The organism is Thiomonas sp. FB-Cd (assembly GCF_000733775.1).
Taxonomy (GTDB): Bacteria; Pseudomonadota; Gammaproteobacteria; order Burkholderiales; family Burkholderiaceae_C; genus Thiomonas_A.
In genome coordinates this window covers 2,550,667-2,576,834 of the sequence record NZ_JPOE01000002.1, presented here as the reverse complement: position 1 = coordinate 2,576,834, position 26,168 = coordinate 2,550,667, and the positions used below count along the sequence as shown (strand labels likewise).

The following is a 26,168-nucleotide window of genomic DNA, read 5'->3' as shown; positions in this document are numbered from 1 at the left end:
TGTCGCCAACGGTCTTGGATCGCTCGGACTTGGGTCCCCGTAGAGGTTTCCCGCGCCCGACCCACCAAATTTGCTCACGGCCGCGGCGCAAGCCGCGGCCACTCATGCATTCCTGTTCAGGCCGCAGCCGCCATGATGCTGGCCGCGTCCACACGCACACCGATTCCCATGGTGGACGAAACCGCCACCTTGCGCAGGTACACGCCCTTGGCTGTCTGCGGGCGTGACTTGTTCAGGGCATCCACCAAGGCCTGCAGATTGCTCTTGAGCGCATCCGGCTGAAACGATGCGCGGCCGATGGTCGAATGCACGATTCCCGCCTTGTCTGCCCGGAACTGCACCTGACCGGCTTTGGCGTTTTTCACGGCGCCCGCCACGTCAGGCGTCACGGTGCCGACCTTGGGGTTCGGCATGAGGCCACGCGGGCCCAGGATCTGGCCGAGCGCACCAACCACGCGCATGGCATCGGGCGAAGCAATGACGACATCGAAATTCAGGTTGCCGGCCTTGATTTGTTCGGCCAGGTCCTCAAAGCCCACGATGTCGGCCCCGGCGGCCTTGGCTTCTTCCGCCTTGGCGCCCTGCGCAAACACGGCCACGCGCTTGACCTTGCCGGTCCCGGCGGGCAACACCACGGAGCCGCGCACGACCTGATCGGACTTGCGTGCATCAATGCCCAGGGCGACAGCCACGTCAATGGATTCATCGAATTTGGCGGTGGCGCATCCCTTGATGAGATTCAGGGCCTCGTCGACCGAGTAAAGCTTGTTGGGTTCAAGCTTGGCGCGCAGCGCGGCATAACGCTTGGGTAGTTTCTTGGCCATTTACACGCCCTCCACGGTGACGCCCATCGAACGGGCGGTGCCCGCGATCGTGCGTACGGCGGCATCCAGGTCGGCTGCCGTCAGATCTTTCATTTTGGTCTTGGCGATTTCCTCGAGCTGGGCGCGCGAGATCTTGCCGACCTTGTCGGTCAGCGGTTTGGCCGAGCCCTTGTCGAGCTTGATTGCCTTCTTGATCAAGACGCCGGCGGGCGGAGTCTTGATGATGAAGGTGAACGACTTGTCGGCGTAAGCCGTGATCACCACGGGTAGCGCGAGACCCGGCTCGACACCCTGGGTCTGCGCGTTGAATGCCTTGCAGAACTCCATGATGTTCAGGCCACGCTGACCCAGGGCCGGGCCAATGGGTGGGGAGGGGTTGGCTTTGCCCGCGGGCACTTGCAACTTGATGAAGCCGACGATTTTCTTCGCCATGCGGTTTCTCCTGTCGAGTTCAAACGCCCGCGCGATGCGGGCTCCTCGTTCCTGTGGCCTCTGCGGAAGCGGCAATTGCCACCTCCGGGTTTGGCGCAGCACGCCGGGCCACCCCACGTGCTTGCGTTCGGATCACATCTTGATGCGATCCATGGATTCGGCGACCGAATTCAGACTTTTTCGACTTGCTGAAACTCCAGCTCCACGGGCGTTGCGCGGCCGAAAATCGTCACGGAAACGCGAAGCCGGGATTTCTCGTAGTTGACTTCCTCGACATTGCCGTTGAAGTCCGTGAACGGGCCTTCCTTGACGCGCACCATTTCGCCCGCTTCGAACAAGACCTTGGGGCGCGGCTTTTCCACGCCTTCCTGGATCTGGCTCATGATCTTGTTGACGTCGGCTTCGCTGATCGGGGCAGGGCGGTTTTTCGCGCCGCCCACGAAGCCCGTCACCTTGCTCGTGTGCTTCACCAGGTGCCAGGTCGCATCATCCATCTCCATCTCGACCAAGACGTAGCCCGGAAAGAAGCGGCGCTCGGTAATGGTCTTGCGACCATTTTTCATTTCCACCACTTCTTCGGTTGGCACCAGGATGCGGCCAAACTTGGATTGCATTCCTGCACGCTCGATGCGCTCAAGCAGATTGCGCTCAACCGCCTTTTCCATGCCGGAATAGGCATGCACCACGTACCATTGCTTCTGGCCGGCAGGCAAGGTTTCAACCATCGACCACTCCGTTTATTTTGTCCAACCCAGGATCAGGTCGTAAAACACCCACTCAAGCGTTTTGTCGGTGACCCACAGGAACAGCGCCATGAGAATGACGAAACCAAAGACGATGGCCGTCATTTGGATCGCTTCCTTGCGTTCGGGCCAGACAACCTTGCGAACCTCACGAACAGACTCGCGAGTATAAGCAATCAGTGCTTTCCCGGGTTCGGCAAGGAGGAATAACCCGGCAGCCAATGCCAGTAAGAGCACCAAGGCCAAGACGCGCAGCCAGATCTGCTGGCTGTGCAGCAGGTAATACGCCGCAAACGCTGCAACAAAGGCAACGCCTGCGGACCCCAACTTGGCCTTGTCGGCCGAGGTGGAGATGGTTTCTACATTCGGATTGGCCATGATGGACTGTTTGTACTGCATCCGGTTGTGGCAGGGGCAGAGGGAATCGAACCCCCAACCTTCGGTTTTGGAGACCGACGCTCTGCCAATTGAGCTATGCCCCTGTGAAACGCGGAGAATTGGCCACTCTACACTTGATCAGCAGGATGGCGCGCCGGATCGGATCCAGCGCCGCACATCCTTTACTCGAGAATTTTTGCGACGACGCCGGCACCGACGGTGCGGCCACCTTCGCGGATGGCGAAGCGCAGGCCTTCTTCCATGGCGATGGGGGCGATGAGTTTGACGGTGATGCTGACATTATCGCCGGGCATGACCATTTCCTTGCCCTCGGGCAATTCGATGGCGCCGGTGACGTCGGTGGTGCGGAAGTAGAACTGCGGGCGGTAGTTGTTGAAGAACGGGGTGTGACGCCCGCCCTCGTCCTTCGACAGCACGTACACCTCAGCCGTGAAGTGGGTGTGGGGCTTGATGGAGCCGGGCTTGCACAGCACCTGGCCGCGCTCGACTTCCTCGCGCTTGGTGCCGCGCAGCAAAATCCCCACGTTGTCCCCCGCCTGGCCCTGGTCGAGCAGCTTGCGGAACATCTCCACGCCCGTGCAGGTCGTCTTCAGCGTGGGCTTGAGACCGACGATCTCGATTTCCTCGCCCACCTTGATCACGCCCCGCTCCACACGCCCGGTGACCACCGTGCCGCGCCCGGAGATCGAAAACACGTCCTCCACAGGCATCAGGAACGCCCCGTCCACCGCGCGCTCCGGCGTCGGAATGTACGTGTCCAGCGCATCGGCCAGCTTCAGAATGGCCTGCTCCCCCAGCTCGCCCTTGTCGCCCTCGAGCGCCAGCTTGGCCGAACCCTTGATGATCGGCGTGTCGTCGCCGGGAAAGTCATACTTCGACAGCAGCTCGCGCACCTCCATCTCCACCAGCTCGAGCAGCTCGGCGTCATCCACCATGTCGCACTTGTTCAAAAACACGATGATGTACGGCACCCCCACCTGGCGGGCCAGCAAAATGTGCTCGCGCGTTTGCGGCATCGGGCCGTCGGCCGCCGACACCACCAAAATCGCCCCGTCCATCTGCGCCGCACCCGTGATCATGTTCTTCACGTAGTCCGCGTGCCCCGGACAGTCCACGTGCGCATAGTGCCGGTTCGCCGTCTCGTACTCCACGTGCGCCGTGTTGATCGTGATGCCCCGCGCCTTCTCCTCCGGCGCCGCATCAATCTGGTCATACGCCTTGGCCTCGCCGCCGAACTTCTTCGACAGCACCGTCGTGATGGCCGCCGTCAGCGTGGTCTTGCCATGATCCACGTGACCAATCGTCCCCACGTTCACGTGTGGCTTGGTCCGCTCAAATTTGCTCTTCGCCATGATGAATGCTCCTGAAGACGATGATGGTGCGAAATGACTCGAAACCGAAAATTGGTGCCCATGGCGGGAATCGGACCCGCGACCTCTCCCTTACCAAGGGAGTGCTCTACCACTGAGCCACATGGGCGAATGAGGTACTGCGTCTGTGGTACTGCCTGCTCACAACAGCCAATGCAACTCTGTCTGCAACCGCGCTCCCTGCGCCAGGGTTGGAGCGGGAGACGGGAATCGAACCCGCGCCATCAGCTTGGAAGGCTGAGGTTCTACCATTGAACTACTCCCGCCCGGCTCAACCAATTCATGCCGTGAATGCCGCCTGCGCTACGCGCGCAAAGATTGCAGGACGAGCTTCCGAACTTGCAATCCACTAAAGAATTCAATCACCTGATTCGCTTGGTGGAGGAGGTTGGATTCGAACCAACGTAGGCGTAAGCCAACAGATTTACAGTCTGCCCCCTTTAGCCACTCGGGCACCCCTCCGAGGCGAACCTAAAATTTTCAGATTCTTTGCGGCATTTGTCAACACAAATCTTGTGATCCCTGCGACGCGGGCTCGGTCCGGGGCGAGAAAAGCTCGGCAAGCGCCCGGCCGGGGTCCTCGGCGCGCATGAATGTCTCGCCAATGAGGAAGGCATGCACGCCGGCGGTGCGCATGCGGGTGACGTCTTGCGGCGTTCGGATGCCGCTCTCAGTGATCACCAGTCTGTCACCTGGGATGGCCGCGAGCAACTCCAGCGTGGTGTCGAGGCGGGTTTCGAACGTGCGTAGATTGCGGTTGTTCACTCCGACGAGGGGGGTGCGCAACTGCAGGGCGCGGTCGAGTTCGGTGCGGTCGTGCACCTCCACCAGCACATCCAGGCCATGCTCGGCGGCACAAGCCTCAAGCTCGCCCATCTGTCCATCGTCCAGCGCCGCTGCGATGAGCAGGATGCAGTCGGCTCCCATGGCTGCGGCTTCAACCACCTGGTAGGCGTCGATGATGAAGTCCTTGCGCAAAACGGGCAGTTCACAGGCGGCGCGTGCTTGCCTCAGGTAGTCGGCACTGCCCTGGAAATACTCGCGGTCCGTCAACACCGAGAGGCAGGTGGCGCCATGGCGGGCATAACTCGCGGCGATGGCCGCGGGCTGGAAGTCGGCGCGCAGTACCCCCTTGGACGGGCTGGCCTTTTTGACCTCGGCAATGACCGCCGCGCCACCGGCTGCCACGCGCTGCTGGAGTGCGGCGGCGAATCCGCGCCTGGGACCCACGCAGCGGCTTTCGCGCTCCAGATCGGACAGGGGCCGCAAGGCGCGACCACGGACGATTTCATCTGCCTTGGTTGCCAGGATGCGCCGAAGAATGTCGCTCATGGGGAAATTGATGATTGTTGGGCCGCTTTTCGCCCCTCTTCGTGCGTATAAGCGACAAATTCGGTGAGTTTTTCGCGTGCTTTGCCACTCGATAGGGCTTTGCGCGCACGCTCGATGCCATCAGAAAGCGACGCCGCCAGTCCAGCCACGTACAGGGCAAAGCCGGCATTGAGCAAGACCACGTCGCGCGCAGGACCCTCCACATTGTCCAGCGCCTGGCGCACCCGCTCGGCCGACTCTTCAGGGGTTCTGACCTGCAAGTCCTGCAGGTTGCACACCTTCAGGCCGAAATCGGAGGGGTGAACCCGGTACTCCATGATCTGGCCGTCCTTGAGTTCGCCAACGAGTGTTTCTCCGCATAACGAGACCTCGTCCAGCCCGTCCAGCCCATGCACAACCAAGGCGCGCTGGCTACCCAGCCGCTGCAGGACGCGCACCAGGATGCCCACAAGGTCCGGGTGGAAGACCCCGAGCAACTGGTTGGGCGCACCGGCGGGGTTGGTCAAGGGGCCGAGGATGTTGAACAGCGTCCGCACGCCCAGCTCTTTGCGCACCGGCGCGGCATATTTCATGGCGCTGTGGTGATTGGGCGCGAACATGAAGCCGATGCCCGTGTCGGCCAGGCTCAGCGCCACCTGCTCGGGTGTGAGCTGGATATTGGCGCCCAACGCTTCGAGCACATCGGCCGACCCGCTGGAGGAACTCACGCTGCGGCCGCCATGCTTGGCCACTCGGGCCCCCGCGGCTGCAGCAATGAACATGCTCGTGGTCGAGATGTTGAAGCTGTGCGCTGCGTCGCCACCGGTGCCCACGATATCCACAAGGTGGGTGGTGTCGGGTACGGCAACCTTCGTGGCAAATTCACGCATCACCATGGCTGCTGCCGTGATCTCGCCGATGGTTTCCTTCTTGACGCGCAGACCGGCGATGAGGGCGGCCATCATGACCGGCGACATCTCCCCGGTCATGATGCGGCGCATCAGCGCGAGCATTTCGTCATGAAAGATCTCGCGGTGCTCGATCACGCGGACCAGCGCTTCCTGATTGGAGATGGGCATGTCGGGCCTCGCGTTCAACGGTTGGTGAGGTGGAGGAAGTTGCGCAGCAGGCGGTGGCCGTGCTCGGTCTCGATCGATTCCGGGTGGAACTGCACGCCCTCGATCGCGTACTGTCTGTGGCGCACGCCCATGATCTCCCCGTCCTCGGTTTCAGCCGAGATCTCAAGCACATCCGGCAGGCTGTCGCGCGCAATGGCCAGTGAGTGGTAGCGCACCACGGTGTAGGGACTCGGCAGCCCGTCAAACACACCGCGCGCGTCATGGGTGATCGGGCTTGTCTTGCCATGCATGATGGTTTGCGCGCGAACCACGTGGCCGCCAAAGGCCGCGCCGATGGCCTGGTGGCCCAGACACACGCCGAGGATGGGAACCTTGCCGGCAAAGTGCTTCAACACGGGCACGCTGATGCCGGCCTCGGCAGGCGAGCACGGGCCAGGCGAGATCACGATGCGTTGCGGGCTCAGGGCCTCGATGTCGGCCAGGCCGAGTTCGTCGTTGCGCACCGTTCGCACATCCTCCCCAAGTTCACCGAAGTACTGTACAAGATTGAAGGTGAAACTGTCGTAATTGTCGATCATCAGCAGCATGGGTCCATCCTCGCAAGGCTTGGGTTTCGGTCGATTCCCACCGGATTGCGGAGCCTGAATGGCCCGCATTGCGCGAGCCGCTGGCACCGGTGGCAGACATGGCGCCCCGTTTGGGGCGGTAGGGCAAGTCAGGCGCTTGGCTTACGCCAATGCTGGCGCCGGATGAGGGTGGTCATCAGTGCTGACATGTCCACATTATCGCTCGGCCCGACCAAGGGCGGGGGGCGTCACGTTCGTGCGCTTTCAATCTCGAGCCTGCGATGCCTTCAGAGTTTCCACGAGTGTGATGTATTCGTGCATCGCCTGCTCCGAGGTCATGCCCGCCAGCGCGGCCCAGGCATCCCATTTCGCGCGCGCGACGAAGTCCATGGCCCCGGGTCGGGGACCTTCAGCGTCGCCTTCCGAAGCCTGCTTGTACAGGGCATACAGGCGCAGAAGTGCCGCATTGTCCGGGCGCCGTGTGAGATGCCTGGTGCTCGCAAAGGCCGCATGAAAGGCGTCCTTTGCGACGTCGTTATCGGTTGGCATTGCGCGGTGATCGGGCGGAGCCATCGGGGTCTGCAGGCGGTGTCTCAAGGCTCATTGCGCACCCCTGCATGGACCTGGCCGCTGGGCACGTGACGCGAGGCGGACTCCACATGGCCGGTCTGGTCGTCGAAAAAGAAGTCGGGCTGGAACTCGCGCAGGAAAGGGCCCTTGTCCAGGCCGCCAAGGAACATCGCTTCGTCCACCGCCACATTCCAGTGCATGAGCGTGCGGATCGCGCGTTCGTGCGCCGGCGCGCTGCGCGCCGTCACCAGTGCCGTTCGCAGGCGCATCGCCACCGTGCCCGAGCTGGCTGCATTTTGCAGCCGATGAAGGGCCTCCAGCAGGGGCTTGAACGGCCCCGGCGGAAGCGGCAGTGCCGCCTTGTTGGCCTCGTGCTGCTGGAAGGCGGGCAGGCCTTGCGTCTGATACACGCGTTCGGCCTCATCGGAAAACAGCACGGCATCCCCATCGAAGGCGATGCGCACTTCCATGGGATGAGCCTTCGAGGCGTGCGCGGACTGCGGATACACCTGCGCTGCGGCGAACCCTGCTGCAAGCGCCGCCCGTACGTCATCCGGATTGGTCGACAGAAAGAGATTGGCCTGCAGGGCGCGCAGGTAGTGATAGGGTGGGCGTCCCCGGGTGAACACGCCGCGCTCGATGGGCGTGGCGTGGTGCTGTGCCGAGCGGAACACGCGCAGCCCCGAAACCGGGTCATTGCGCGAAAGCAGCACAACGTCCACGCGGTCGCGCTCGCCGCCTTCGGTATTGAACGCCAGGAGCTTGCGCACCAGCTGGAACGCAACGCCCGGCTGCGCAGGCTCGGCCAGCCGGTCGAGTTGCAGTTGCATGTACGCCGCGTCGTCAGCATTCTCGAAGATGCGGTTTTCTTCCTCAAAATCGAACAGGGCACGCGAAGAAATGGCCACGACCAGTCTGTCGGAAATCTTGGCGCTCATGGATCACTTCACCAGGTTGTTGAGCTGGATAATGGGCAGCATCACCGCCATCACGATGACAAGCACGAGCACACCCATGCCCAGGATGAGCAGGGGCTCGAGGATGGTCACCAGGGTAAAGGCGCGGCGCTGCACCTCCTGGCCGTGCTGCTCGGCCGCGCGGTCGAGCATTTGTGGCAGCGTGCCCGTCTGTTCACCCAGGCGGATGAACGTGATGAGCACTGGCGGGAAGCGCTTGTGCAGGGCCAGTGCGGCTGACAGCGTGGACCCTTCGCGGACCAGTGCCAGCGCCTCTTGGGCGTCGGCCTTCAGCACAGTGTTCGACAGGGTGTCGATCGCGGCCTGCAGGGCGCGCAGGATCGGGACGCCGGCGGCTGTGAGGATGGCCAGGGTCGAGGCAAAGCGCGCCGTGTTCAGCCCGCGCACCAGCCGCCCCAGCAGCGGACTGCGCAAAAGAAAACCGTCGAGTGCCGCGCGCGGGCCCGGCAACTTGAGCGCTTGCTGCGCCAGCACGCCACCGGCCACCAGAAGCACCACAATGCCCCAGCCCCAGTGCCGCAGGAAATCGCTGACGGCGATGAGGCCGCGGGTGAGGATGGGAAGTTTCTGGTGCGCACCCTGAAAGACGCCCACCACCTGAGGGACGACATACGTCAGGAGCAGCACGACCACCGTGATGGCCACCACCACCACGATCGCCGGGTAGGCCATGGCCTGAATGAGCTTGCCACGCAGCGCCTGGCTGCTTTCCAGATAATCGGCCAGGCTGGCCAGCACGGTGCCGAGGTTCCCGCTGTCTTCCCCCGCCGCGATGAGCGCGCGGTAGATCGGCGAAAACTCGCGCGGATGTTGCGACAGCGCCATGGCCAGGCTATGCCCGCCAGCGACTTCGCTCTTGATGGCCGACATCATGTGGCCGACTTCGGCGCGGTCGGCGTCTTCGGCAAGCGCGGCCAGGGCGCGCTCCAGAGGCAGCCCGGATACCAGAAGCCCGGCGAGCTGGCGCGTGAACAGTGCCAGCTCCTGGGGGGCGAGCAGCCGCCGCTTGAAGCGCCGAACCTGACTCGACGCCGCCTCCGGGATGATCGCATCGACTTCAATGGGGATCAGACCGCGTGCGCGAAGCATGCCGCGTGCGCCGCGCGCGCTGTCGGCTTCGAGCACCCCACGCTGCTCGACCGCAGTGGCATCCAGGGCGATGAACCGGTACGCAGGCATGGGCGATCAACCGTACCGGGGGTCAGCAGGCCGGGAAGGCAGGTGCATCACTCTCGTGTCACCCGCATCAATTCGGCCAAGGAGGTTTCGCCCGCCTGCACCCAGCGCATGCCATCGTCGCGCATCGTGCGCATGCCGGTCAGACCGGCCAGTCTTCGCAGCTCGGCTTCGCTGGCGCGTTCGTGCACTGCCGCGCGGATGGCGTCGTTGGCCACCAGAAGTTCGAACACGCCGGTGCGCCCCGTATAGCCCGAGTGGTTGCACGCGTCGCATCCCACAGGCTCGTAGGCCTTGCCATCGGCCGCGGGGCGCTTGCAGGCGGGGCAGAGCCGGCGCACGAGGCGCTGGGCCAGTACGCCCAGGAGGGATGACGCCAGCAGGAAGGGCTCCACGCCCATGTCGATGAGGCGCGTGACCGCTGAGGGCGAATCGTTGGTATGCAGCGTGGCCAGCACCAGGTGGCCGGTGAGCGAGGCCTGGATGGCGATCTGCGCGGTCTCGAAATCGCGGATTTCGCCAATCATCACCACATCAGGGTCCTGGCGCAAGATCGCGCGAAGGGCGCGTGCGAAGGTCAGGTCGATGCGGGGATTGACCTGCGTCTGGCCGATGCCGGGCAGGTCGTACTCAATGGGGTCTTCCACCGTCATGATGTTGGTGGTTGCAGCGTCCAGGCGCGCGAGCGTCGAATACAGTGTGGTGGTCTTGCCGCTCCCGGTGGGTCCGGTCACCAGAAGCAGGCCGTGCGGGTGGCGCACCAGCCCATCAAACTGACTCAGCATGTCTTCAGCCATCCCCACCACGCGCAGATCGAGCTTCGCCGCCGACTTGTCCAGAAGCCGCATGACTGCGCGTTCGCCGTGCGCGCACGGCAAAGTGGACACGCGCACATCCAGTGCACGTCCACCGATGCGCAAGGAAATGCGCCCATCCTGTGGCATGCGCTTTTCGGCGATGTCGAGCTGGGCCAGAATCTTCACGCGCGAGATGAGCGCACCGTGCAGCGCCTTGTTCGGGCGCACGACGTCACGCAAGGTGCCGTCCACGCGGAAGCGCACCACCGAACTCTGCTCGTAGGGCTCAATGTGGATGTCGCTGGCGCCATCACGCGCGGCCTGGGTGAACAGCACGTTGAGCATGCGGATGATGGGCGCGTCATCCGCGGTCTCCAACAGATCCTCCACCGCGGGCAGATCCTGCATCAGGCGCGACAGATCAACATCGCCTTCGACCTCGCTGACCACCTCGGCAGCGCTGCCATCGCGCGCCGCGTAGGCAGCGCCGATGCGCTGCTGGAGTTCCGTGGCCGTGATGCGCTCTAGCGCCTGGACCGCATGCGCGCGCTGCACCTCAGCCAGACCTGCGGCGCGCGTGGCCTCACTCACCCAGAGCTTGAGCCGGGAGCCGTCCTGCTCGGCGAGCAGCGACTGATCCCGGCAAAACGCATAAGGCAGTGGATAACGCGAAGACACCCCTTTGACCCCTCAGTTCTGTGGCGGCGTGGCCGTGCCAGGATTCGCGCCGGACGGTGGCGTGTTCGGCTTGCCCACTTCCACCAGAAGGTGCGTGCCTTCGATGCTTGTGGTGTAGGGAGCCGGACTGCGCAGATTGAGGATCACGCGTGAGCGGCCCTGCGCTTCCACGACCTTGGCCGAGCGCAAGTCGCCTTGTTCAAGGCTGACTGCATTGCGGCCCAGGCCGGAGACCACACCGGGAAAGTCCAGCACGATGCTCGCAGGCTGGTCGATGGTGAAGCCGGCTGGCGCCGCCGCCAGGGGTTGCGCGAAGTCGAGTTGCACGGTGAGCAGGCCAGCACGCGTGCTGGCCTGCACCGATCGCAGCACATTTTCGCCCTGGGCAGGGGCCTGGCTGGTCGCGGGCTGGAAGACCGCAGGGGATTGGTTGGCCATCGGGCCGGCGGCCGCCGGCGTCGTGCTTGCCCCTGGAAGCGGGGTGATTTCGGGCAGGATGGGCCCAGGCAGGTCGGGCATGCCCAGCTGCCACGGCAACTGGCTCTGCGTCTGCAGATTTTGCATGTTGTCGTAGCGGCGCTGGCTGATGGTGTTGCCTTCGCCTTCCGTGCGCACGATGATGGGCCGCAGGAAGACCATCAGGTCGGTCTTCTGCATTTGCCGCGAGTTGGACCGAAACAGCGCACCCAGGCCCGGAATGTCACCCAAGCCAGGAATCTTGCTGTTGTTCTCGCTGACATTGTCTTGCATGAGGCCGCCAAGCACGATCGTCTGGCCATCGTTGACCAGCACTGCGGTCTGGATCGATCGTTTGTTGGTGATGATCCCCGCCGAATTGCTGGTGCTGGCGATACTCGACACTTCCTGGTAAACATCCATCTTGATCGTGTCGCCGGCCGTGATCTGGGGGCGCACCTTCAGCGTCAGCCCCACGTCCTTGCGCTCGACGGTTTGAAAGGGCGTGACCGTGGCGGTGGATCCCGTCTGCGCGTATTGGCCTGTGATGAACGGCACGTTCTGGCCCACGACGATCTTGGCGTCCTCGTTGTCGAGGGTCATCAGGTTCGGAGCCGACAGGATGTTGGCGCCATCGTGGGTTTGCAGGAAATTGGCCAGCAGTCCCAGCGTGGCCAAGCCCGCCACGTTGTGCAGTACGCCGATGTTCAGGCCGTTGGGGATGGCAAGGGTCCCATTGGCAATGGCCGTGCCGGCAGCCGTCCCCCCTGCGGAGATGCCTGCTTGCAGGTTGATGATGTTGGAGCCGCCGGTGCCGAAATTGCTGCCCCCATAGATGGCATTCTGATTGCCTGCGCTTCCCGCGATGGCTTGCCACTGAATGCCCAGTTGCGCGGCCTTGTTGGCGTCCACCTCGGCAATGAGGGCCTCGACGTACACCTGGGCCCGGCGCACGTCGAGCTGCTGGATGACGCCGCGCAGCTGTTGGTACACGGGCTGCGGTGCATTGATGATGAGCGCATTCAGGGCCGTGTCGGCGTGCACCGACCCCCCTCGGGAAGCGTGACGGTCTCGCTACCCTGCAATTGCGCGAACTCCGGCGTCTGTCCCAGCCCGGGGCTGGTGGCACTGCTGCCGCTGCTCATGCCCTGCTGGGTCGAGGGCGCGCTGCTTTGGCCGATCGTTTGTTGGGTGCTGCGGCCGCTTCGTCCCCCGCTCGTGGAGCCCAGGCTGCCGCCAGTTGCAGCCAGCACGCCGCGCAAGGTGCGCGCCAGGTCGGCGGCATTGGCGTTATGCAGGTAGACGACATGAATGTTGTCCGTGTCATCCGGCCGATCGAGCTTCTTGACCATCTGCTCGATCTGCATGAGTTGCGCACCATTGGCCGCGCGGATGATGAGCGCATTGCTGCTGCTCTCCGGCAGCACCACCGCGCGCATGCCGTTGGCACTCGTGACGGCAGCCGGTGCACCCGGCGCGCCTGGGGTCGAGCCGGCCTGCATGTCAATGAGCTTTTGCAGCGTGGGCGCCAGCTCCGAGGCCACCGCGTAGCGCAACGGCACGACGTCCACCTCACTGCCCGTGGGTACGTCCAGGCCCGCAATGATGCGCGCCAGACGTTTCATGTTGTCCGCATAATCGGTGATGACCAGCGCATTGCTGCCAGGATCCACATTGATGGTGTTGTTGGGCGAGATCAGCGGTCGCAGCACGGGCAGCAGATTGTTGGCCCCCTGGTTGCGCAGCTGAAAGATTTGCGTCACCACCTGGTCGCCCCGCCCGGGAATGGCTCCCAAAGTGTTACCCACGCCCACCGGCGTGGTCTGCAGGCGCGCATCGGCTTCGGGCACGACCTTGAACACACCCTCGTGCTCCACGACCGCGTAGCCAGCCAGACGCAACTGTGTCAGCAACGCGAGATACACATGCTGCGGGGACACCGGTTTTTCGAACTGCAGTGTGATCTGCCCCTTCACGCGCGGATCGACAATGAAATTGCGGCCGGTCGCGGCAGCCACCGCTTGCACGGCGCTGGCGATCTCGGCGTTCACCAGATTGATGGTCATTGGCTTCTGGCTGCTCGCCTCCCGCTGCGATCGGGGCGGCGTGGCCCAGGCGGGCGGGGGCAATAACCCGGCCAGGGCCAGCAGCAGCGCTGGGAGAGCGCGGCCGGGGAGGCGTTTCGGCTTCGAGTCGAGTGGTACACGCTTCGTGCTCATCCGTTGCTCCGAGAAACCCCGCCGTTTAGGGCGGGGAGGAAAGGAGCGCCGATCGAAGATCGGTGCTGTGTTGACAATTTACACGGAATACGCATAGCATGTGAAGCATGCAGGTCAAGCGCGCCTATCGCTTTCGCTTCTACCCGACGCCCGAGCAAGTTGACGCACTGGCTCGAACCTTCGGGTGCGCACGCTTCGCTTACAACCACATGTTGCGACTGCGCAGCGACGCCTGGATGCAGCGCCAGGAGCGCGTGGGCTACCACGAAACCTCCGCCGCGCTGACTGCGCTGAAAAAGACGCCCGAGCATGCGTGGCTGAACGAAGTCAGCAGCGTGCCCGTGCAGCAGGCGCTGCGGCACCTGAACACCGCGTTCTCGAACTTCTTCGCCAAGCGAGCCCGGTACCCGTCCTTCAAGCGCAAGGACGGGCCGCAGGCGGCCGAGTACACCACCAGCGCATTCCGATGGGACGCGGGCCGGCGCGAGTTGCGTCTGGCGAAGATGGACGCGCCGCTGGACATCCGCTGGTCGCGCACCTTGCCACAGGCGGCCAAGCTCACGACCGTGACCATCTCCAGGGATGCGGCCGGTCGGTACTTCGCCTCGATGCTGTGCGACGACGTGGTCACGTCCAGGAAGGCCGCATCCGGCCAAGTCGGCATCGACCTGGGGCTCACCCACTTCGCGATCCTCTCCAGTGGCGAGAAGGTCGCATCCCCCAAGGCCTTTCGCCGCTGCGAAGCGCGACTGGCCGTGCGCCAGCGCCGGCTGGCGCGAGCCAAGCTCGGCTCGAAGAACCGGGCGAAGTTGAAGTTGAAAGTTGCTGCGCTGCATGCGCACATCACGGACGCGCGCAGGGACTTCCTGCACAAGCTCTCGACCCGACTGATCAGCGAAAACCAAGTGATCGCCGTCGAGACGCTGTCCGTGTCGAACATGCAGCGCAACCACTGCTTGGCGAAGTCGATCAGCGATGCAGGCTGGTCAGAGTTCGTCAGGCAGCTTGAGTACAAGGCGCAGTGGAATGGGCGCACGCTGATTGGCATTGACCGCTGGTACCCGAGCAGCAAGACCTGCTCGGCCTGCGGCCATGTGCAAGGCAGGATGCCGCTCAGCGTGCGCGAATGGACGTGCCCGGAGTGCGGCACGCGCCACGATCGCGACGTGAACGCAGCGCGCAATGTATTGGCCGCAGGACTTGCGGTAGCAGCCCATGGAGAGACTGTCAGTCCTGTGTTGCTGTAAAGCGGCATGGGCAGGGCTCTGTGAAGTGGGAATCTTCGGCCTTCAGGCCGGGGAGCAGTCAAGGCTGGGTTCGGGCTTGATGCAAAGGCGTCGGTGAAGGGCCAAGCGTGGTGGATTCGGGGCGGCAAAAGGAAAAGGCTTCCAGATTACAACGCAATGCGCACCTTGTCGCCTTCGCGCTGCCCCAGCAAGCTCAGCAGGTTGGCCAAGGACTGTTCCTGACCGGGGGCGGCCTGGGCCGAGCCGGCGAACCGCAACTGTCGCCCATTCCACACCCCCGTGCCCATCAGAAGCAAGGGGCCAGCGAGCGTGGACAGCGCAATTTTGGCGTTCGCACCGTCACCATCGACCAGCAGACGGTAGGTGCCCAAGGGGGCCACAGTGCTCAGGCGCGATGTCATGTCGGCAGCGTCCACCTGCACACGCCCATCCAGACGCAGGCGGCCCGCAGACGATTCCAGACGGGTCTGTTGCAGGGCCAAACCGACACGCCCTTGCAGGGCCAGCGTATTCCACGGAGTGCCCAAGCCTTGGAGCACAGCCGCTGGAAATTGCGTCTGCCAGTTCGCGGGATCGCGCTGCCGAACGGTCCAGCCTGCGATGTTGGCCTGAGCCGAAAGCACCAGCGGCTTTGCGGCCAAATCGGGCCAATCCAGGGTAACGCCCAGCGCCCCGTGCCAGATGCCGGAAAGGGCGATGTGCCAATACAGCCGTCCGGGAGCCAGCGTGGCGTCGCGACTTTGCGAGCCCCCGGACAGAACGAATTGAGCCGAACCGTCGCGCCAGGTGCCGTGCGCATCGGCGAGCAGCACACGCTGTTGCGTCACGGCTGCCGCAGCTCCGGCCAGCCAGCTCGCCGGAGCAAAGGCCACAAGCGCCCACAACATGCCCGCCAGGGCGCTCAGCCATAGCGGCCAGCGCGATGCGGGGGAAGGCGACGCGGGTGGCGGCTCATGGTGATGCGCGGCCTGCCCACAACGGCCGGCAACGTCTGCGGGGGTGCATCAGGAGCTGCCTGCGCTTTGCTGTTGGGAGAGCTGCACACGCCCCGCCATCAGTCCATCCGCGCCGCGAACAAGCTGCGCCTGCGCAAGGGTTGCGCCCCAGTCGCGGCGCGCGGCCTGCGCGAGCGCGAGCACGGTCTGCGGTTTCATGCTCTTGACATCCAGCGTGACGCTTCCCGGCAACACGGTGATCTGCGCCTGAGCTTGTGGGTCATGCTCGTGCACCCAGTCGCTCACGGCGCGGCGCAGGTCACCGGCCTTGGCCGCGACGGCCGGAGCCGCAGCCAGGGTAGCGAGGTCCTGCGCCTGTGCCTGGGCTTCGCGCAGCGTGGTTTGCAGTTGCGCGATCTCGCCAGGCGCTGTTCCCAAGGTGCGCAGGGCCGGGCGCAGCAGCGCCAGCCACAAAACGGCCAGACCCACCACGGCTGCGGCGATGAGCACCAGGCGCCGCTCGCGCGCCGAAACGGCGCTCCAGCGTGATCGCCAGGCTGCGGCGACACCAGGCAGGTTTCGGGCCTTCGGGATGCTGGCCATCAGCCCGGCGCTCCAATGGTGAGCATCCCGCCATCCGCCTTGCACGTCAGACCGAGCACTGCGCAACGAGCCTGAGCGGCCGAGGCCAGAGTCGGGGCCACCGCGAGCTTGAGCTGGCCGGGGGTGTACTCCAGCTTTCCGATGGAGGCATCGGACGGCAGCACTTGAGCGGCGGCGCCCATCAGGACCTCGATGCTGGTGCTGGCGGGCTTGCCGGCACGCAATCGCGCCGTGTCCAGGGCGCGCTGCATTTGCAGGCGGGCATCCAGAATGGCCGGGGCCCCCGGCAGCGCTTGGCTGACCACGGTCTGGACTTGGCTTTGGAGTGCGCTGCGCTCGTGGCGCAGTTTCATGGCGTAGAGATTGAGCCCGACGATCTGCACGAGTGCCAGAGCCGCGGCGACAAGGCCGGCGCGGCGCCACGCCGGCGTTGCGAGTTGGCGCGCCAAGCCGGCAGCGCCGCGTTGCATCGCCGCCTGTGGCGCCAGGTCGAACTGGCGCAGGTTCCACGCCGACTCCGCAGCGCGCGCGAGCCCTTGTGCCGGTGTCAGCGCCACCGTGTCGACACCGGATCCAAACCAGCGCGTGACAGTCTCCTGGAGCGCGGGCTCGGCCAGCACCCGGGTGGGGGAAGGCAGGAGTGCTGGCTGCGCAGCGTCTCTCGGAAGATGCATCCAGGCGGCCTCCCCCTCGACATCGCGCCACAGCAGCCGCATCCCCTCGGGCGCCGCCTGCAGCCAAGCCTCGCCGGGGGCAAGCAAGGCGGGTTCGGGCACGAGTGCCGCGGGTTCGCGCCCAGCCTGGGCCAAGCTGTGGATGGCGGCAGCCAGCGGTTCACGTGAGCACGCGCAAGCCAATCGCACGCTGCCATCGGCTTCGCGTGGGCCTGCGGCCAGATGTTGTGCTGCAGGGTCTGCGAGCAATCGATCCTCAAGCGCGCCGGCCAGAGCTGCGCGCAGGCGGGCGGGCGGCACGGCGGGCAACTGCAAGGCCAGCAGTGTGAGCTGCTCGGCGGGCCACACCCCGACCACGCGTTGCGCGCGTGGAAGCAGCGCAGGCTGCGCCTGGCCGCTGTCCGTCGCCTGTCCCCTGGCGTCGACCAGGACATAGTCCAGCGCAGTGTGCATGCTGCCGGGGGCAAGGCGGATGACGAGGGTACTCATGCGTGGGGATTGTAGGGACGGGGTGCTGCGTTCGTGCTCCCGTCAGGGGGTCGCTGCCGGCGACTGCGCAAGCCAAGGCGGCACGCGCTGCAAGCGCAACACCTGGGTGAGGAGGCCCACACGCTGGATCAAGGCACGCTCGGCATAGGCAAACTGGCCGATGCGCACCGCTGCAGTGGCGTCAAAAAAGCTGCTGCTGACGCCGACTTGCAGGGGGTTGATGGTGGGCGCCGGCTGCTTGCCCAGGGCGGTGGTGATGTCCGCGGTGCTGCGAAAGTACGCCCGTTTGCGCACCTGCACCAGGCGCGCGGCCGCATCAGCCGAGAGATCGAGCACGGCAGCGAGGACCGTGGCACTGGCCGTGTTGGCGTTCACGGGCGTGGGCTGGGGCAGCAGCGTGACATAAGGGGCGAGCTGGGGCAGGGCGGCCGCCACCTCGGGGGACAAGCGCGCGACGTCCTGCAAATCGCGCAGCGGCAGTGTCGAGCCGGACCCATCAGTTTGTGCCGAAGGCAGCGAGGCCGCCGCGGCCGGGGTTGGTGTGAGCGCGGCCGATTGCGCGATCGAGGCGCTGGAGGCGATGCCGGAGGCGATTGCATTGAGCGGCCCGTCACCGACACCCAGCGTTGCGCAGAGCCGTGCGAAGATGGCTGCGGCCACCGGGTCGGGACGACCTGCGGGAGCAAGGTTGGCCAGGTTGAAACGGCTCTGGGCATCCGTGATATGACCTTCCAGCCATGCATCGGGCAAGCTGCCAGCGCTTTGCCCGCGCGCGGCGAGGAACGTCGACAGGCGCGACTCGGCCAGCGGCACGGCCCAGGGTTCGCTCAGGTCATCCACGCTGGAATTGCGCGCATCCTCGCGAAGGATGAGCCGAGCCCAGTCGACCGCGCCGCGCAGGATCCAGCGCGCCTGCGTCGCCTCCTTGGCGGTCTGCTCGCGGCTGATCGCCCCCCACTGATGCCAGAGCATGCCCGACACCATCACGGCGGCCAGCGCGGCGATCAGCAGCGCGGTGATCAGCGCGGCGCCCCCGGATCGGCTGCGCGGCATCGTCACTGTCGGTTTTCCAGCAGGAATTCGCGCATGATCATGCCCTGCAGGTCCGGCGCGGCGCTTTGCAGCGTGAGGCGCAGCGCTGCCGGGGTGCGTAGTGCGATGGCCTGAGGACTGTTGCCCGTGGCGTTCGATGCCGTGTAGGGGTTCACCCACGCGCCGGTCTGCGCCAGAAGGCCCAGCCCGGCATAGCGGTACACCAGAATGCGCACGTCGGTGATGTCGGTCAGCGCGGCGAGCGGCTGGCCCTGTGGGCTTTGCATCGCGCCAAGCAGCATGCCGCGCAAGGCTGTAGGGGCGCTCGCCCAGCGCATCCAGCTGCCGTCGCGCAGCCCCCAGCGCGCCACTTCTAACAATCCCGCGTCCGATGGAGTCTGCGCGCCCGGCCACGCGCGCACATCAGCGCCGAGCGCTTGCGGCGCGCGGCGCACGATCAGCAGGTCGCCATTGCCGCCCAGGCTCACCGCGGGTAGACCCGCTCCCTCGTCGCTGGCGGCGTTCAGGTCATCGGCGAGTTGGCGCATGGCCAGCGACAGCTGCTCGGCGGCGTGCATGCGCACACTGGCCGCGTCGCGACCCTGGGCCACGCTGTTCAGGCCGCGCCAGCCAAGGCCCGCCATCACGGCCAGGATGAGCGCTGCCACAAGCAACTCGATGAGCGTGAAGCCGGCGGAGCGTGGAGGGCGGTGCATCACAGATTCCCGATGATGGTCACCACGTTCCACGCTGTCCAGCCCGAGGCCTGCTGCACCTGGACGTCGACACGGCGGAAGTTCGGGTTGGGCGTCGGCTGCACGTCCACGTCGAGCGTGAAGCTGGTGCCGGCCTCGGTGCACGTGGATGTGCTTTGGCCCACCGGAAGAAAGTTGCGGGTCAGGCGCTGTTCGACGAGAAAGTTCTCGGCGCATTGCTGCGCAAGCACTGCCTGGTGGTAGCGCTGGGCGTTGTCCTGCAGGCCACCCGAGGCACGCATGGCCGCCAGCAGGGCAATGGCCACCACGGCCAATGCCACGAGCACCTCCAGCAGCGTGAAGCCCGTGGCGTGGCGGCGGGTGCGCATGATGGCTTCAGCGCGCGCTTTGCACGGCAAAGGGCGCCAGACCGTCGCTGGCGATGGTGATGACGCGGCCATCCCCGTGCAAGGTCACCGCCATCGGCGCTGATACGGGCTCGGTGCCGAAGACCAACCAGCCCGGGGATGCGCCCAACCCCGCCGTCCCGCCACTGGCTTGCACGGTCACGTCGCCGGCTTGCACGGTCGGTGTGTTGGACCGAGGCAGATAGGTGGGGGGCACGGTTTCGCGCGCGTCCAGCCACTGCCAGGCGCGCGCTGCAAGGGGTGGATTGTCCAGCGGAATCCACCCCCTTGGGGATGGCTGCAGGAAGGTGTAGCCGTCCGAGCCCGGTGCCCAAGCCAGGGGTTCGCCGCGGTCGGCGGCTTGCTCGCGCGCTGCATCCAGCAGCGCGGCCAGACGCTCAGCTTCGCGTTGCATGCTTTCCTGCCCGCTTTGCGGCAGAGCCAGCGCGGCAAGCCCGGTGAGCAGGGCCATCACCAGGAGCGTGACTAACAACTCGACCAGCGTGAAGCCACGCGGGCCGCGCCGTGCTGGCCCAGCGCTATTGCCAGCTGCCGATGTCGGCATTGGCACCTTCACCTCCGGGCTTGCCGTCGGCGCCGTAGCTGAACACGTCCACCGGGCCCTTCACGCCCGGGTTGAGGTACTGGTACGGGCGGCCCCAGGGATCGGTCGGTAGCTTTTCGAGGTAGGGTTTCCAGTTGGTCGGGATGGGCGGCGCAGCGGGCTTGACCACGAGCGCTTGAAGACCCTGCTCCTGCGTGGGGTACATCCCGTTATCGAGCTTGTACAGTTTGATGGCTTGCATGATTGTGGCGATATCCGTCCGGGCTGCGGTTTCACGCGCCTCATCGGTGCGGCCGAGGATGTTGGGCACGATGAGCGCAGCCAGGACGCCCATGATGACCAACACGACCATCAGCTCGATCAACGTGAAGCCGCGCGCGCGGCGCTTTGTGGGCTGGGGCTGGGCGGAGAGGAATAGTGGGGCTTGGGTCATGCTTGGGCGTCCGTGGGTGGCCACTCGGTTGGGCCAGATTCCAAATCCTCGCGAGTCATCGGGATCGGAGCCGGTGCGGTGCGCGCGAGGACCTGTTCGCGTGAGGCGGCCATAATACGAGCGTTATGGTTGCGCTCCTATCCTCTTTCTCCCCCGCGTCTGCAGCGGGCGGCCCGTCTTCGGACGCGCCTTCGGCAGCCTCCTTGCGCCTGGCTTGGTTTGTGAGTTTGCTGCTGGCGTTTGCCGCCGCAGCAAGCATCGGCTATTGGGGGCTGCGTCTGCTCGCACGCCCGCTGCCGGTGCCGGCGGACGCCCGAGAAGTGGGCCGTCTTGACGCGGACACGCTAGCCGCCGCGGCGCCGCGGCTGTTCGGCGCTGCGGCGTCAGGCCACGAAAAGGCGGCTGCAGCCCCGGCGCGGTTCCGTCTGTGGGGTGTCATTGGCGGCGGCTCGCAGGCCGGCGCCGCGCTCATCGGGGTCGACGGCAAGCCTCCACGTGCCGTTGCCGTGGGTGCAGAGGTGGCCCAAGGGGTGCGGCTCGACTCAACGGCGTATGGTCAGGCTGTCCTGCAGCAGGACGGCGCGCGCATCGAACTCAAGGTGCAGCCGAATCCAGGCGCTCCAAGCACGCCCACCTTGGCAGGGCCAGCAGCATTTGCCCAGCCTCAAACTGCGCCGGCGCCAGGGCGCGCCGGCGCGAGTTTTTTGCCCAACTTGGCGCCGGGGTTCACGCCGCGACCGCAGCCCTGACGGGGAACGCTGCGCAGCCTAAAGAAAGAGCTGGACCACCGGGTTGTCGGTTTCCTCAACGTAGGCATAGCCCAGGGTGCCGAGAAATTGGCTGAAGCGCTTGTGATCGGCTGGGCGCACCTGAATGCCGACCAGAACGCGCCCGGCATCCCCGCCCTGGTTGCGGTAGTGAAAGAGGCTGATATTCCAGTCCGGTTTGAGGTGCTCCAGAAAGCGCATGAGGGCACCCGGGCGTTCCGGAAAGTCAAACCGAAACAGGCGCTCGTTGACGGCAAGGGTCTGCCCGCTGCTGTCTCGCGGGGCATGCCCACCCACCAGATGCCGCACGTGCTGCTTGGCGAGTTCGTCGTCGGTCAGGTCCAGCGTGGCGTAGCCGGCGCGTTCGAGCGTCTGGGCCATGCGCCGCGCATCGTCCCGACCGCCGACACCGATGCCGGCAAAGACATGAGCCTGCTCGGGGTCGCCCATGCGGTAATTGAATTCGGTGACGGCACGATTGCCCAGCAGCGCGCAGAGCTTGCGGAAGCTGCCCGGTTGCTCGGGGATGTTGACCGCAAAGAGCGCCTCGCGCGCTTCGCCCACTTCAGCGCGCTCGGCCACGAAGCGGAGCCGATCAAAATTCATGTTCGCGCCGCAGGTGATGGCGACCAGCGTTTCGCCCTTGAGCTTGTGCGTAGCCACGTACTGCTTCACCGCCGCCACCGACATGGCGCCCGAGGGCTCCAGCACGCTGCGCGTATCCTCGAATACATCTTTCAGCGCCGCGCACACCTCGTCGGTGTTGACCACGACAAAATCGTCCACCAACTCGCGCGTAAGGCGAAAGGTTTCCACGCCCACACGCTTCACGGCAGTGCCGTCGGCGAACAGGCCGACGTCGGACAGTTCCACGCGCTTGCCTGCGCGCACGCTTTGGAGCATGGCGTCGGAGTCTGTCGTTTGCACGCCAATCACTTGGATTTCCGGGCGCACCGCCTTGATGTAGGCTGCCACGCCTGAGACCAGTCCGCCGCCGCCGATGGCGCAGAACACCGCATGGATCGGCCCCTGGTGCTGGCGCAGGATTTCCATGGCGATGGTGCCCTGCCCCGCGATCACATCGGGGTCATCAAACGGGTGCACGAAGGTCAGGCCCTGTTCGTCCTGCACGGTCAGCGCATGCGCATAGGCATCGCTGTAACTCTCGCCTTCCAGCACAATGTCCACATTCGCGCCGCCGAAGGCCCGTACCGCGTCGATTTTCACCTTGGGCGTGGTCGAGGGCATCACGATCACCGCGCGGCAACCGAGCTTGTGGGCCGACAGGGCCACGCCTTGCGCATGGTTGCCTGCCGAGGCGCAAATCACTCCGCGCTTGCGCTCGTCCTCGCTCAAGTGCGACATCTTGTTGTAAGCGCCGCGCAGCTTGAAACTGAACACAGGCTGCTGGTCCTCGCGCTTGAAAAGAACCTTGTTGTGCAGTCGCCGACTCAGGACGCGAGCAGGCTCGAGCGGCGTTTCATGCGCCACGTCATACACGCGCGCGGTGAGGATGCGCCGCAGATAATCAGTATCCTTCTTGGTCACGGACGGCCTGGGGACGGAACGAAAGCCACCATTCTAGAAAGCCGTGGGGCGACGGCCCTGGGGTTTCGTCGCGCGCAAAAAAAACCCAGGCTCGGCGCCTGGGTTGGAATCCACCTAAGGAGGAGGGTGGAGGAGACAAGGGGTGTTGATCAACAACAATCAACGTGAGCAAATCATAAGCGATCTTCCTGTTGCGATGCAAAACCCTGCGGCAAACTCAGGTATTTCAGAGAATCAGTATAGACTTATATAAAAAGCATATGGAGAACAAAGAGTTAGAGATGATCAGGTGGGATTCTTTGCTTGATCCTCTCCAGCTTCCAATCAGGTTGCCAAACCCGTGCGAGGGATCGTGTTGCGTTGCAACAACATGCTCCGCGCTGTACACCACCAACGCGTAGGGAGTCTCGATTCATCATGGAATGCACAGTGCAGTGGATGGGAAGCGACGGCATGGCTTTCGTCGCGACAACCGGCAGTGGACACACCCTTGCCATGGACGGCGCGCCAGCCGCGCGCTCGGGTGACCCTGGTGGCCATAACCGTGCGCCTCGGCCCATGGAAACGGTCCTCGCAGGCGCCGGTGGTTGCACCGCCTACGACGTGGTCTTCATCCTGAAAAAGGGACGGCAGGATGTGCGTGGATGCAGCGTCAAGCTTGAGGCTGAGCGTGCCGCGACCGACCCCAAGGTCTTCACCCGCATCCACTTGCATTTCACCGTGAGCGGCAAGGGGCTCCAGCCCGACGCCGTCGAGCGTGCCGTGCAGCTGTCGGAAGAAAAATACTGTTCAGCAACCGCGATGCTGGCCGCGACTGCCGCCATCACGCACAGCGTCGACATTGTTGAGGTTTGACGGCTCCTCGCAAGCGCCCTACATCCATCGCGCTGTCGTCGTCATGACTTTGGCTGCAGCGCGCATCGCCCACCGCACCGGGGGTGGCAAGGTGGTCGCCCCCAGTTTTTGCGCCGCCTGGGCGTGGGCGACTTCATCGTCCTTCATGCGCTCGACCACGGCGCGTGACTCGACGTCAGCTTGCGGAAGGCTCTGGAGATGCCCAGCCAAGTGCTGCTCGACTTGGTTTTCGGTCTCCACAACAAACCCCAGGCTCACTTTGTCGCCCGCGGCGCGCCCGGCAAGCAGCCCCAGTGCGAATGCTCCGGCGTACCAAAGTGGATTGAGCAGGCTGGGTCGTGACTGCAGGTCGCGCAAACGCTGCGCGCACCACGCCAAATGGTCACCCTCCTCGCGAGACGCCTGCAGGAGATGTGCGCGCAAGCTCGCGTCACGCGTGGCGAGCGCCTGGCCTTGATACAGCGCCTGCGCACAAATCTCCCCGACATGGTTGATCCGCATCAGCTGGCCCGACAAGGTGCGCTCGGCATCCGATAGCACGGCACTGGCCGCAAGTGGGGTCTGCGGCGTGGGTCGCGAGGGATGCAAACCGCCGGCGAGCGTTTTCAGGGCGTTGTCGGCAGCAATGATGAGCCGGTCCGGCAGCGAAGATTCGAGGTGAGTGTCATCCATGACGGAATCCTTCCAGAAGGTCGCAACGGGCGTTGCAATCAATCAGGCGCGCGGCTGCAAATCCGGCGCCGCCGGCGGCGCTGACCGCGAGACATTGCGGGCCATCAAATTCCAGCCGATTGGCGTCGCCGACATGCAACAGATTACCTTGCCAGAATACTCGTTCCGGTATTTGCGTGTTTGCGCTTGAACAAGTCCTCACTTATGGTCACCACTGGTCGTGAGCCCATGACCTCCACAGCACGCAACCCGATTGGCTTCATCCTGGGAGACATTTGTGAAAAAAACCATTCTTTCGCTGGCGATGTTCGGCGCCTTCACAGGCGCAGCCATGGCGCAAAGCCATGTCCAGCTTTACGGCATCATTGACATGGGCGTCGAGCACCTGAGCTACGACAACAGCAGCGTCAACCGGTTGAGCAGCGGTGCGCAGTCGACCGACCGCATCGGTGTGCGCGGCTCCGAAGACCTTGGCGGCGGCTTGAGCGCCTTTTTTACCGCTGAGACGGGATTTTGCGCCAACGGCAACGACGTCGGGTCCCCCGCTCCGAGTAAGACGTTGGTGTACACCGGCGTCGACCAAGGCGCCCAATACCAGGCTGGGGGCAGCTATTGTTCCGGTGGCAACTTCATGGGACGCCTGAGCGTGCTCGGCCTCAAGGGTGGTTTCGGAACGCTCGAGGCAGGCCGGTTTTACAGTTTCAACTATGACAACCTCGTCACGGTTGACCCGTTTGGAACCGGCATGACTGGCGCGATCAAGAACATCGATCCCGCAGGCTACACCTACGTGCGTCTGTCGCAGGCCGTGGGTTACATCACCCCGAATTTCTCTGGACTGACGGCCGGCCTGATTTACGCCTTTGGCGCGCAGTCCGTGGGTAACTCCAACGGACAAGCCTACGAGCTCAACGTCAACTACAAGAATGGCCCGATCCTGGCTGGCCTCGACTATCTGCACCACAACCAGACCGCAGCGAAAACCTATGACCCCTACACCTTTCTCGCCAAGGAGTTCGGTTCAGCACAGACGGTCGACAGTGGCGACAGTTTCACGAACAAAATCACCCAGATTTATGGCGGGTATGACTTTGGCGTTGCGACTGTCACCGCCCTGTATTCCGAGCAGAAGTATGGCGAGGGCCTGATCTACTCGGGCGCCAACCAGGCACCTGATTTGAAAGTCTGGATGCTGGGCGTGACCGTTCCCGTCGGACCCGGACATTTGCTGGCGTCCTACACGCAACGCAAGGACAGCAATGTTGCCGATACCCAGGCGCGGCAGTACGCCCTCGGCTACACGTATCCGCTGTCCAAGCGCACCAACGTGTACACGTCCTATGCGCGCATCAGTAACGACAGCAAAGTCGACCAATATGTCGGCGACAACGGCTTCATGAACCAAGGGACCCTGGGCGGGCAGAGCTCCAGCGGCTTTGCCTTGGGCATTCGCCACATGTTCTGAGCAAGCTTGCCAGTCGCTCGAACCAAGCCGCCTTCGGGCGGCTTTTTCATGGTGTCTGGGTGCTTGCCTGTCGTCAGGGGTAACCCGTAGGGCAAGGCTTTGTGGCAATGAACCAACAATTTGGGGCGATCGAGGCTTTTCTTGGTCGCATGCTTTGCACTGCTTTTGATTCTTTGCTGAAATA

29 protein-coding genes and 4 tRNA genes are annotated in these 26,168 nt (G+C 64.5%); 5 read left to right on the top strand and 28 right to left on the bottom strand.

Annotated features, from left to right (window positions below; genetic code table 11):
* Positions 1 to 116: 116 nt before the first annotated feature.
* The 18 genes from rplA to CD04_RS24670 form a co-directional block, all read right to left on the bottom strand.
* A complete protein-coding gene (rplA, locus tag CD04_RS0112460; protein WP_031407247.1) occupies positions 117 to 824 on the bottom strand; it encodes a 50S ribosomal protein L1 in 708 nt (235 codons plus the stop codon).
* Positions 825 to 1,256, bottom strand: coding sequence for a 50S ribosomal protein L11 (gene rplK, locus CD04_RS0112455; RefSeq protein ID WP_031407245.1), 432 nt, complete (start codon positions 1,254 to 1,256; stop codon positions 825 to 827).
* Between the two features lie 170 nt (positions 1,257 to 1,426).
* On the bottom strand, positions 1,427 to 1,981 hold the full coding sequence (nusG, locus tag CD04_RS0112450) for a transcription termination/antitermination protein NusG (RefSeq protein WP_031407243.1): 555 nt from the start codon (positions 1,979 to 1,981) through the stop codon (positions 1,427 to 1,429).
* Positions 1,982 to 1,993: 12 nt separating this feature from the next.
* A complete protein-coding gene (gene secE, locus CD04_RS0112445; protein WP_031407241.1) occupies positions 1,994 to 2,377 on the bottom strand; it encodes a preprotein translocase subunit SecE in 384 nt (127 codons plus the stop codon).
* 28 nt (positions 2,378 to 2,405) lie between these two features.
* Positions 2,406 to 2,481 (bottom strand) — tRNA-Trp (locus tag CD04_RS0112440).
* Between the two features lie 78 nt (positions 2,482 to 2,559).
* Positions 2,560 to 3,750 (bottom strand): elongation factor Tu, encoded by a 1,191-nt coding sequence (tuf, locus tag CD04_RS0112435; protein ID WP_031407240.1) that lies wholly within the window; start codon positions 3,748 to 3,750, stop codon positions 2,560 to 2,562.
* 52 nt (positions 3,751 to 3,802) lie between these two features.
* A tRNA-Thr gene (locus CD04_RS0112430) sits at positions 3,803 to 3,877 on the bottom strand.
* A gap of 83 nt (positions 3,878 to 3,960) precedes the next feature.
* Positions 3,961 to 4,034 (bottom strand) — tRNA-Gly (locus CD04_RS0112425).
* Positions 4,035 to 4,144: 110 nt separating this feature from the next.
* A tRNA-Tyr gene (locus tag CD04_RS0112420) sits at positions 4,145 to 4,230 on the bottom strand.
* 39 nt (positions 4,231 to 4,269) lie between these two features.
* Positions 4,270 to 5,100, bottom strand: coding sequence for an indole-3-glycerol phosphate synthase TrpC (trpC, locus tag CD04_RS0112415; RefSeq protein WP_038167781.1), 831 nt, complete (start codon positions 5,098 to 5,100; stop codon positions 4,270 to 4,272).
* Positions 5,097 to 6,158 (bottom strand): anthranilate phosphoribosyltransferase, encoded by a 1,062-nt coding sequence (trpD, locus tag CD04_RS0112410; protein ID WP_031407235.1) that lies wholly within the window; start codon positions 6,156 to 6,158, stop codon positions 5,097 to 5,099. Before trpD ends, trpC begins: the two co-directional genes overlap by 4 nt.
* Positions 6,159 to 6,172: 14 nt before the next feature.
* Positions 6,173 to 6,745, bottom strand: a complete 573-nt coding sequence (locus CD04_RS0112405) for an aminodeoxychorismate/anthranilate synthase component II (RefSeq protein ID WP_031407233.1) — start codon at positions 6,743 to 6,745, stop codon at positions 6,173 to 6,175.
* Positions 6,746 to 6,988: 243 nt separating this feature from the next.
* On the bottom strand, positions 6,989 to 7,273 hold the full coding sequence (locus CD04_RS0112400; RefSeq protein WP_031407231.1) for an acyl-CoA-binding protein: 285 nt from the start codon (positions 7,271 to 7,273) through the stop codon (positions 6,989 to 6,991).
* Positions 7,274 to 7,317: 44 nt separating this feature from the next.
* A complete protein-coding gene (locus CD04_RS0112395) occupies positions 7,318 to 8,232 on the bottom strand; it encodes a 5'-nucleotidase (RefSeq protein ID WP_031407228.1) in 915 nt (304 codons plus the stop codon).
* 3 nt (positions 8,233 to 8,235) lie between these two features.
* On the bottom strand, positions 8,236 to 9,450 hold the full coding sequence (gene gspF, locus CD04_RS0112390) for a type II secretion system inner membrane protein GspF (protein WP_031407225.1): 1,215 nt from the start codon (positions 9,448 to 9,450) through the stop codon (positions 8,236 to 8,238).
* Positions 9,451 to 9,497: 47 nt separating this feature from the next.
* Positions 9,498 to 10,922, bottom strand: a complete 1,425-nt coding sequence (gspE, locus tag CD04_RS0112385) for a type II secretion system ATPase GspE (RefSeq protein ID WP_031407223.1) — start codon at positions 10,920 to 10,922, stop codon at positions 9,498 to 9,500.
* 12 nt (positions 10,923 to 10,934) lie between these two features.
* Positions 10,935 to 12,422 (bottom strand): AMIN domain-containing protein, encoded by a 1,488-nt coding sequence (locus CD04_RS24675; protein WP_051849153.1) that lies wholly within the window; start codon positions 12,420 to 12,422, stop codon positions 10,935 to 10,937.
* The gene (locus CD04_RS24670; RefSeq protein WP_038167778.1) at positions 12,401 to 13,597 is read right to left on the bottom strand and encodes a secretin N-terminal domain-containing protein; all 1,197 of its coding nucleotides are present in this window, start codon (positions 13,595 to 13,597) and stop codon (positions 12,401 to 12,403) included. The genes CD04_RS24675 and CD04_RS24670 overlap by 22 nt, the downstream gene beginning before the upstream one ends.
* 107 nt (positions 13,598 to 13,704) lie before the next feature.
* On the opposite strand from CD04_RS24670, the gene CD04_RS0112370 reads away from it, so the two are divergent.
* Positions 13,705 to 14,844: an RNA-guided endonuclease TnpB family protein gene (locus CD04_RS0112370; RefSeq protein ID WP_031407218.1), complete on the top strand. Its 1,140-nt coding sequence runs from the start codon at positions 13,705 to 13,707 to the stop codon at positions 14,842 to 14,844.
* Between the two features lie 146 nt (positions 14,845 to 14,990).
* On the opposite strand, the gene gspN is transcribed toward CD04_RS0112370, so the two are convergent.
* The 8 genes from gspN to gspG form a co-directional block, all read right to left on the bottom strand.
* On the bottom strand, positions 14,991 to 15,731 hold the full coding sequence (gene gspN / locus CD04_RS0112365; protein ID WP_051849152.1) for a type II secretion system protein N: 741 nt from the start codon (positions 15,729 to 15,731) through the stop codon (positions 14,991 to 14,993).
* 117 nt (positions 15,732 to 15,848) lie between these two features.
* On the bottom strand, positions 15,849 to 16,382 hold the full coding sequence (gspM, locus tag CD04_RS21835; RefSeq protein ID WP_038167775.1) for a type II secretion system protein GspM: 534 nt from the start codon (positions 16,380 to 16,382) through the stop codon (positions 15,849 to 15,851).
* Positions 16,382 to 17,545 (bottom strand): type II secretion system protein GspL, encoded by a 1,164-nt coding sequence (gene gspL / locus CD04_RS0112355; RefSeq protein WP_031407212.1) that lies wholly within the window; start codon positions 17,543 to 17,545, stop codon positions 16,382 to 16,384. The genes gspM and gspL overlap by 1 nt, the downstream gene beginning before the upstream one ends.
* 42 nt (positions 17,546 to 17,587) lie before the next feature.
* Positions 17,588 to 18,598, bottom strand: a complete 1,011-nt coding sequence (gene gspK / locus CD04_RS0112350; RefSeq protein ID WP_031407209.1) for a type II secretion system minor pseudopilin GspK — start codon at positions 18,596 to 18,598, stop codon at positions 17,588 to 17,590.
* Between the two features lie 2 nt (positions 18,599 to 18,600).
* A complete protein-coding gene (locus CD04_RS0112345; RefSeq protein WP_031407208.1) occupies positions 18,601 to 19,293 on the bottom strand; it encodes a type II secretion system protein J in 693 nt (230 codons plus the stop codon).
* The gene (gene gspI, locus CD04_RS0112340) at positions 19,293 to 19,661 is read right to left on the bottom strand and encodes a type II secretion system minor pseudopilin GspI (protein ID WP_031407206.1); all 369 of its coding nucleotides are present in this window, start codon (positions 19,659 to 19,661) and stop codon (positions 19,293 to 19,295) included. Before gspI ends, CD04_RS0112345 begins: the two co-directional genes overlap by 1 nt.
* Before the next feature lie 7 nt (positions 19,662 to 19,668).
* Entirely contained in the window at positions 19,669 to 20,244 is a 576-nt protein-coding gene (locus tag CD04_RS21830) for a GspH/FimT family pseudopilin (RefSeq protein WP_038167771.1), read from the bottom strand.
* Positions 20,219 to 20,677, bottom strand: coding sequence for a type II secretion system major pseudopilin GspG (gspG, locus tag CD04_RS0112330; protein ID WP_031407202.1), 459 nt, complete (start codon positions 20,675 to 20,677; stop codon positions 20,219 to 20,221). Before gspG ends, CD04_RS21830 begins: the two co-directional genes overlap by 26 nt.
* 221 nt (positions 20,678 to 20,898) lie before the next feature.
* Between gspG and CD04_RS0112325 the strand changes: the two genes are divergently transcribed.
* The gene (locus CD04_RS0112325) at positions 20,899 to 21,426 is read left to right on the top strand and encodes a type II secretion system protein N (RefSeq protein ID WP_156030253.1); all 528 of its coding nucleotides are present in this window, start codon (positions 20,899 to 20,901) and stop codon (positions 21,424 to 21,426) included.
* A gap of 18 nt (positions 21,427 to 21,444) precedes the next feature.
* On the opposite strand, the gene ilvA is transcribed toward CD04_RS0112325, so the two are convergent.
* Entirely contained in the window at positions 21,445 to 22,992 is a 1,548-nt protein-coding gene (gene ilvA, locus CD04_RS0112320; protein WP_031407198.1) for a threonine ammonia-lyase, biosynthetic, read from the bottom strand.
* A gap of 417 nt (positions 22,993 to 23,409) precedes the next feature.
* On the opposite strand from ilvA, the gene CD04_RS0112315 reads away from it, so the two are divergent.
* On the top strand, positions 23,410 to 23,847 hold the full coding sequence (locus tag CD04_RS0112315; protein WP_031407196.1) for an OsmC family protein: 438 nt from the start codon (positions 23,410 to 23,412) through the stop codon (positions 23,845 to 23,847).
* Between the two features lie 18 nt (positions 23,848 to 23,865).
* On the opposite strand, the gene coq7 is transcribed toward CD04_RS0112315, so the two are convergent.
* Entirely contained in the window at positions 23,866 to 24,492 is a 627-nt protein-coding gene (gene coq7, locus CD04_RS0112310) for a 2-polyprenyl-3-methyl-6-methoxy-1,4-benzoquinone monooxygenase (protein WP_369792829.1), read from the bottom strand.
* Positions 24,493 to 24,517: 25 nt separating this feature from the next.
* On the opposite strand from coq7, the gene CD04_RS0112305 reads away from it, so the two are divergent.
* Positions 24,518 to 24,709, top strand: coding sequence for a hypothetical protein (locus CD04_RS0112305; RefSeq protein WP_031407192.1), 192 nt, complete (start codon positions 24,518 to 24,520; stop codon positions 24,707 to 24,709).
* Positions 24,710 to 24,796: 87 nt separating this feature from the next.
* On the top strand, positions 24,797 to 25,984 hold the full coding sequence (locus CD04_RS0112300; RefSeq protein ID WP_031407190.1) for a porin: 1,188 nt from the start codon (positions 24,797 to 24,799) through the stop codon (positions 25,982 to 25,984).
* Positions 25,985 to 26,168 lie beyond the last annotated feature (184 nt).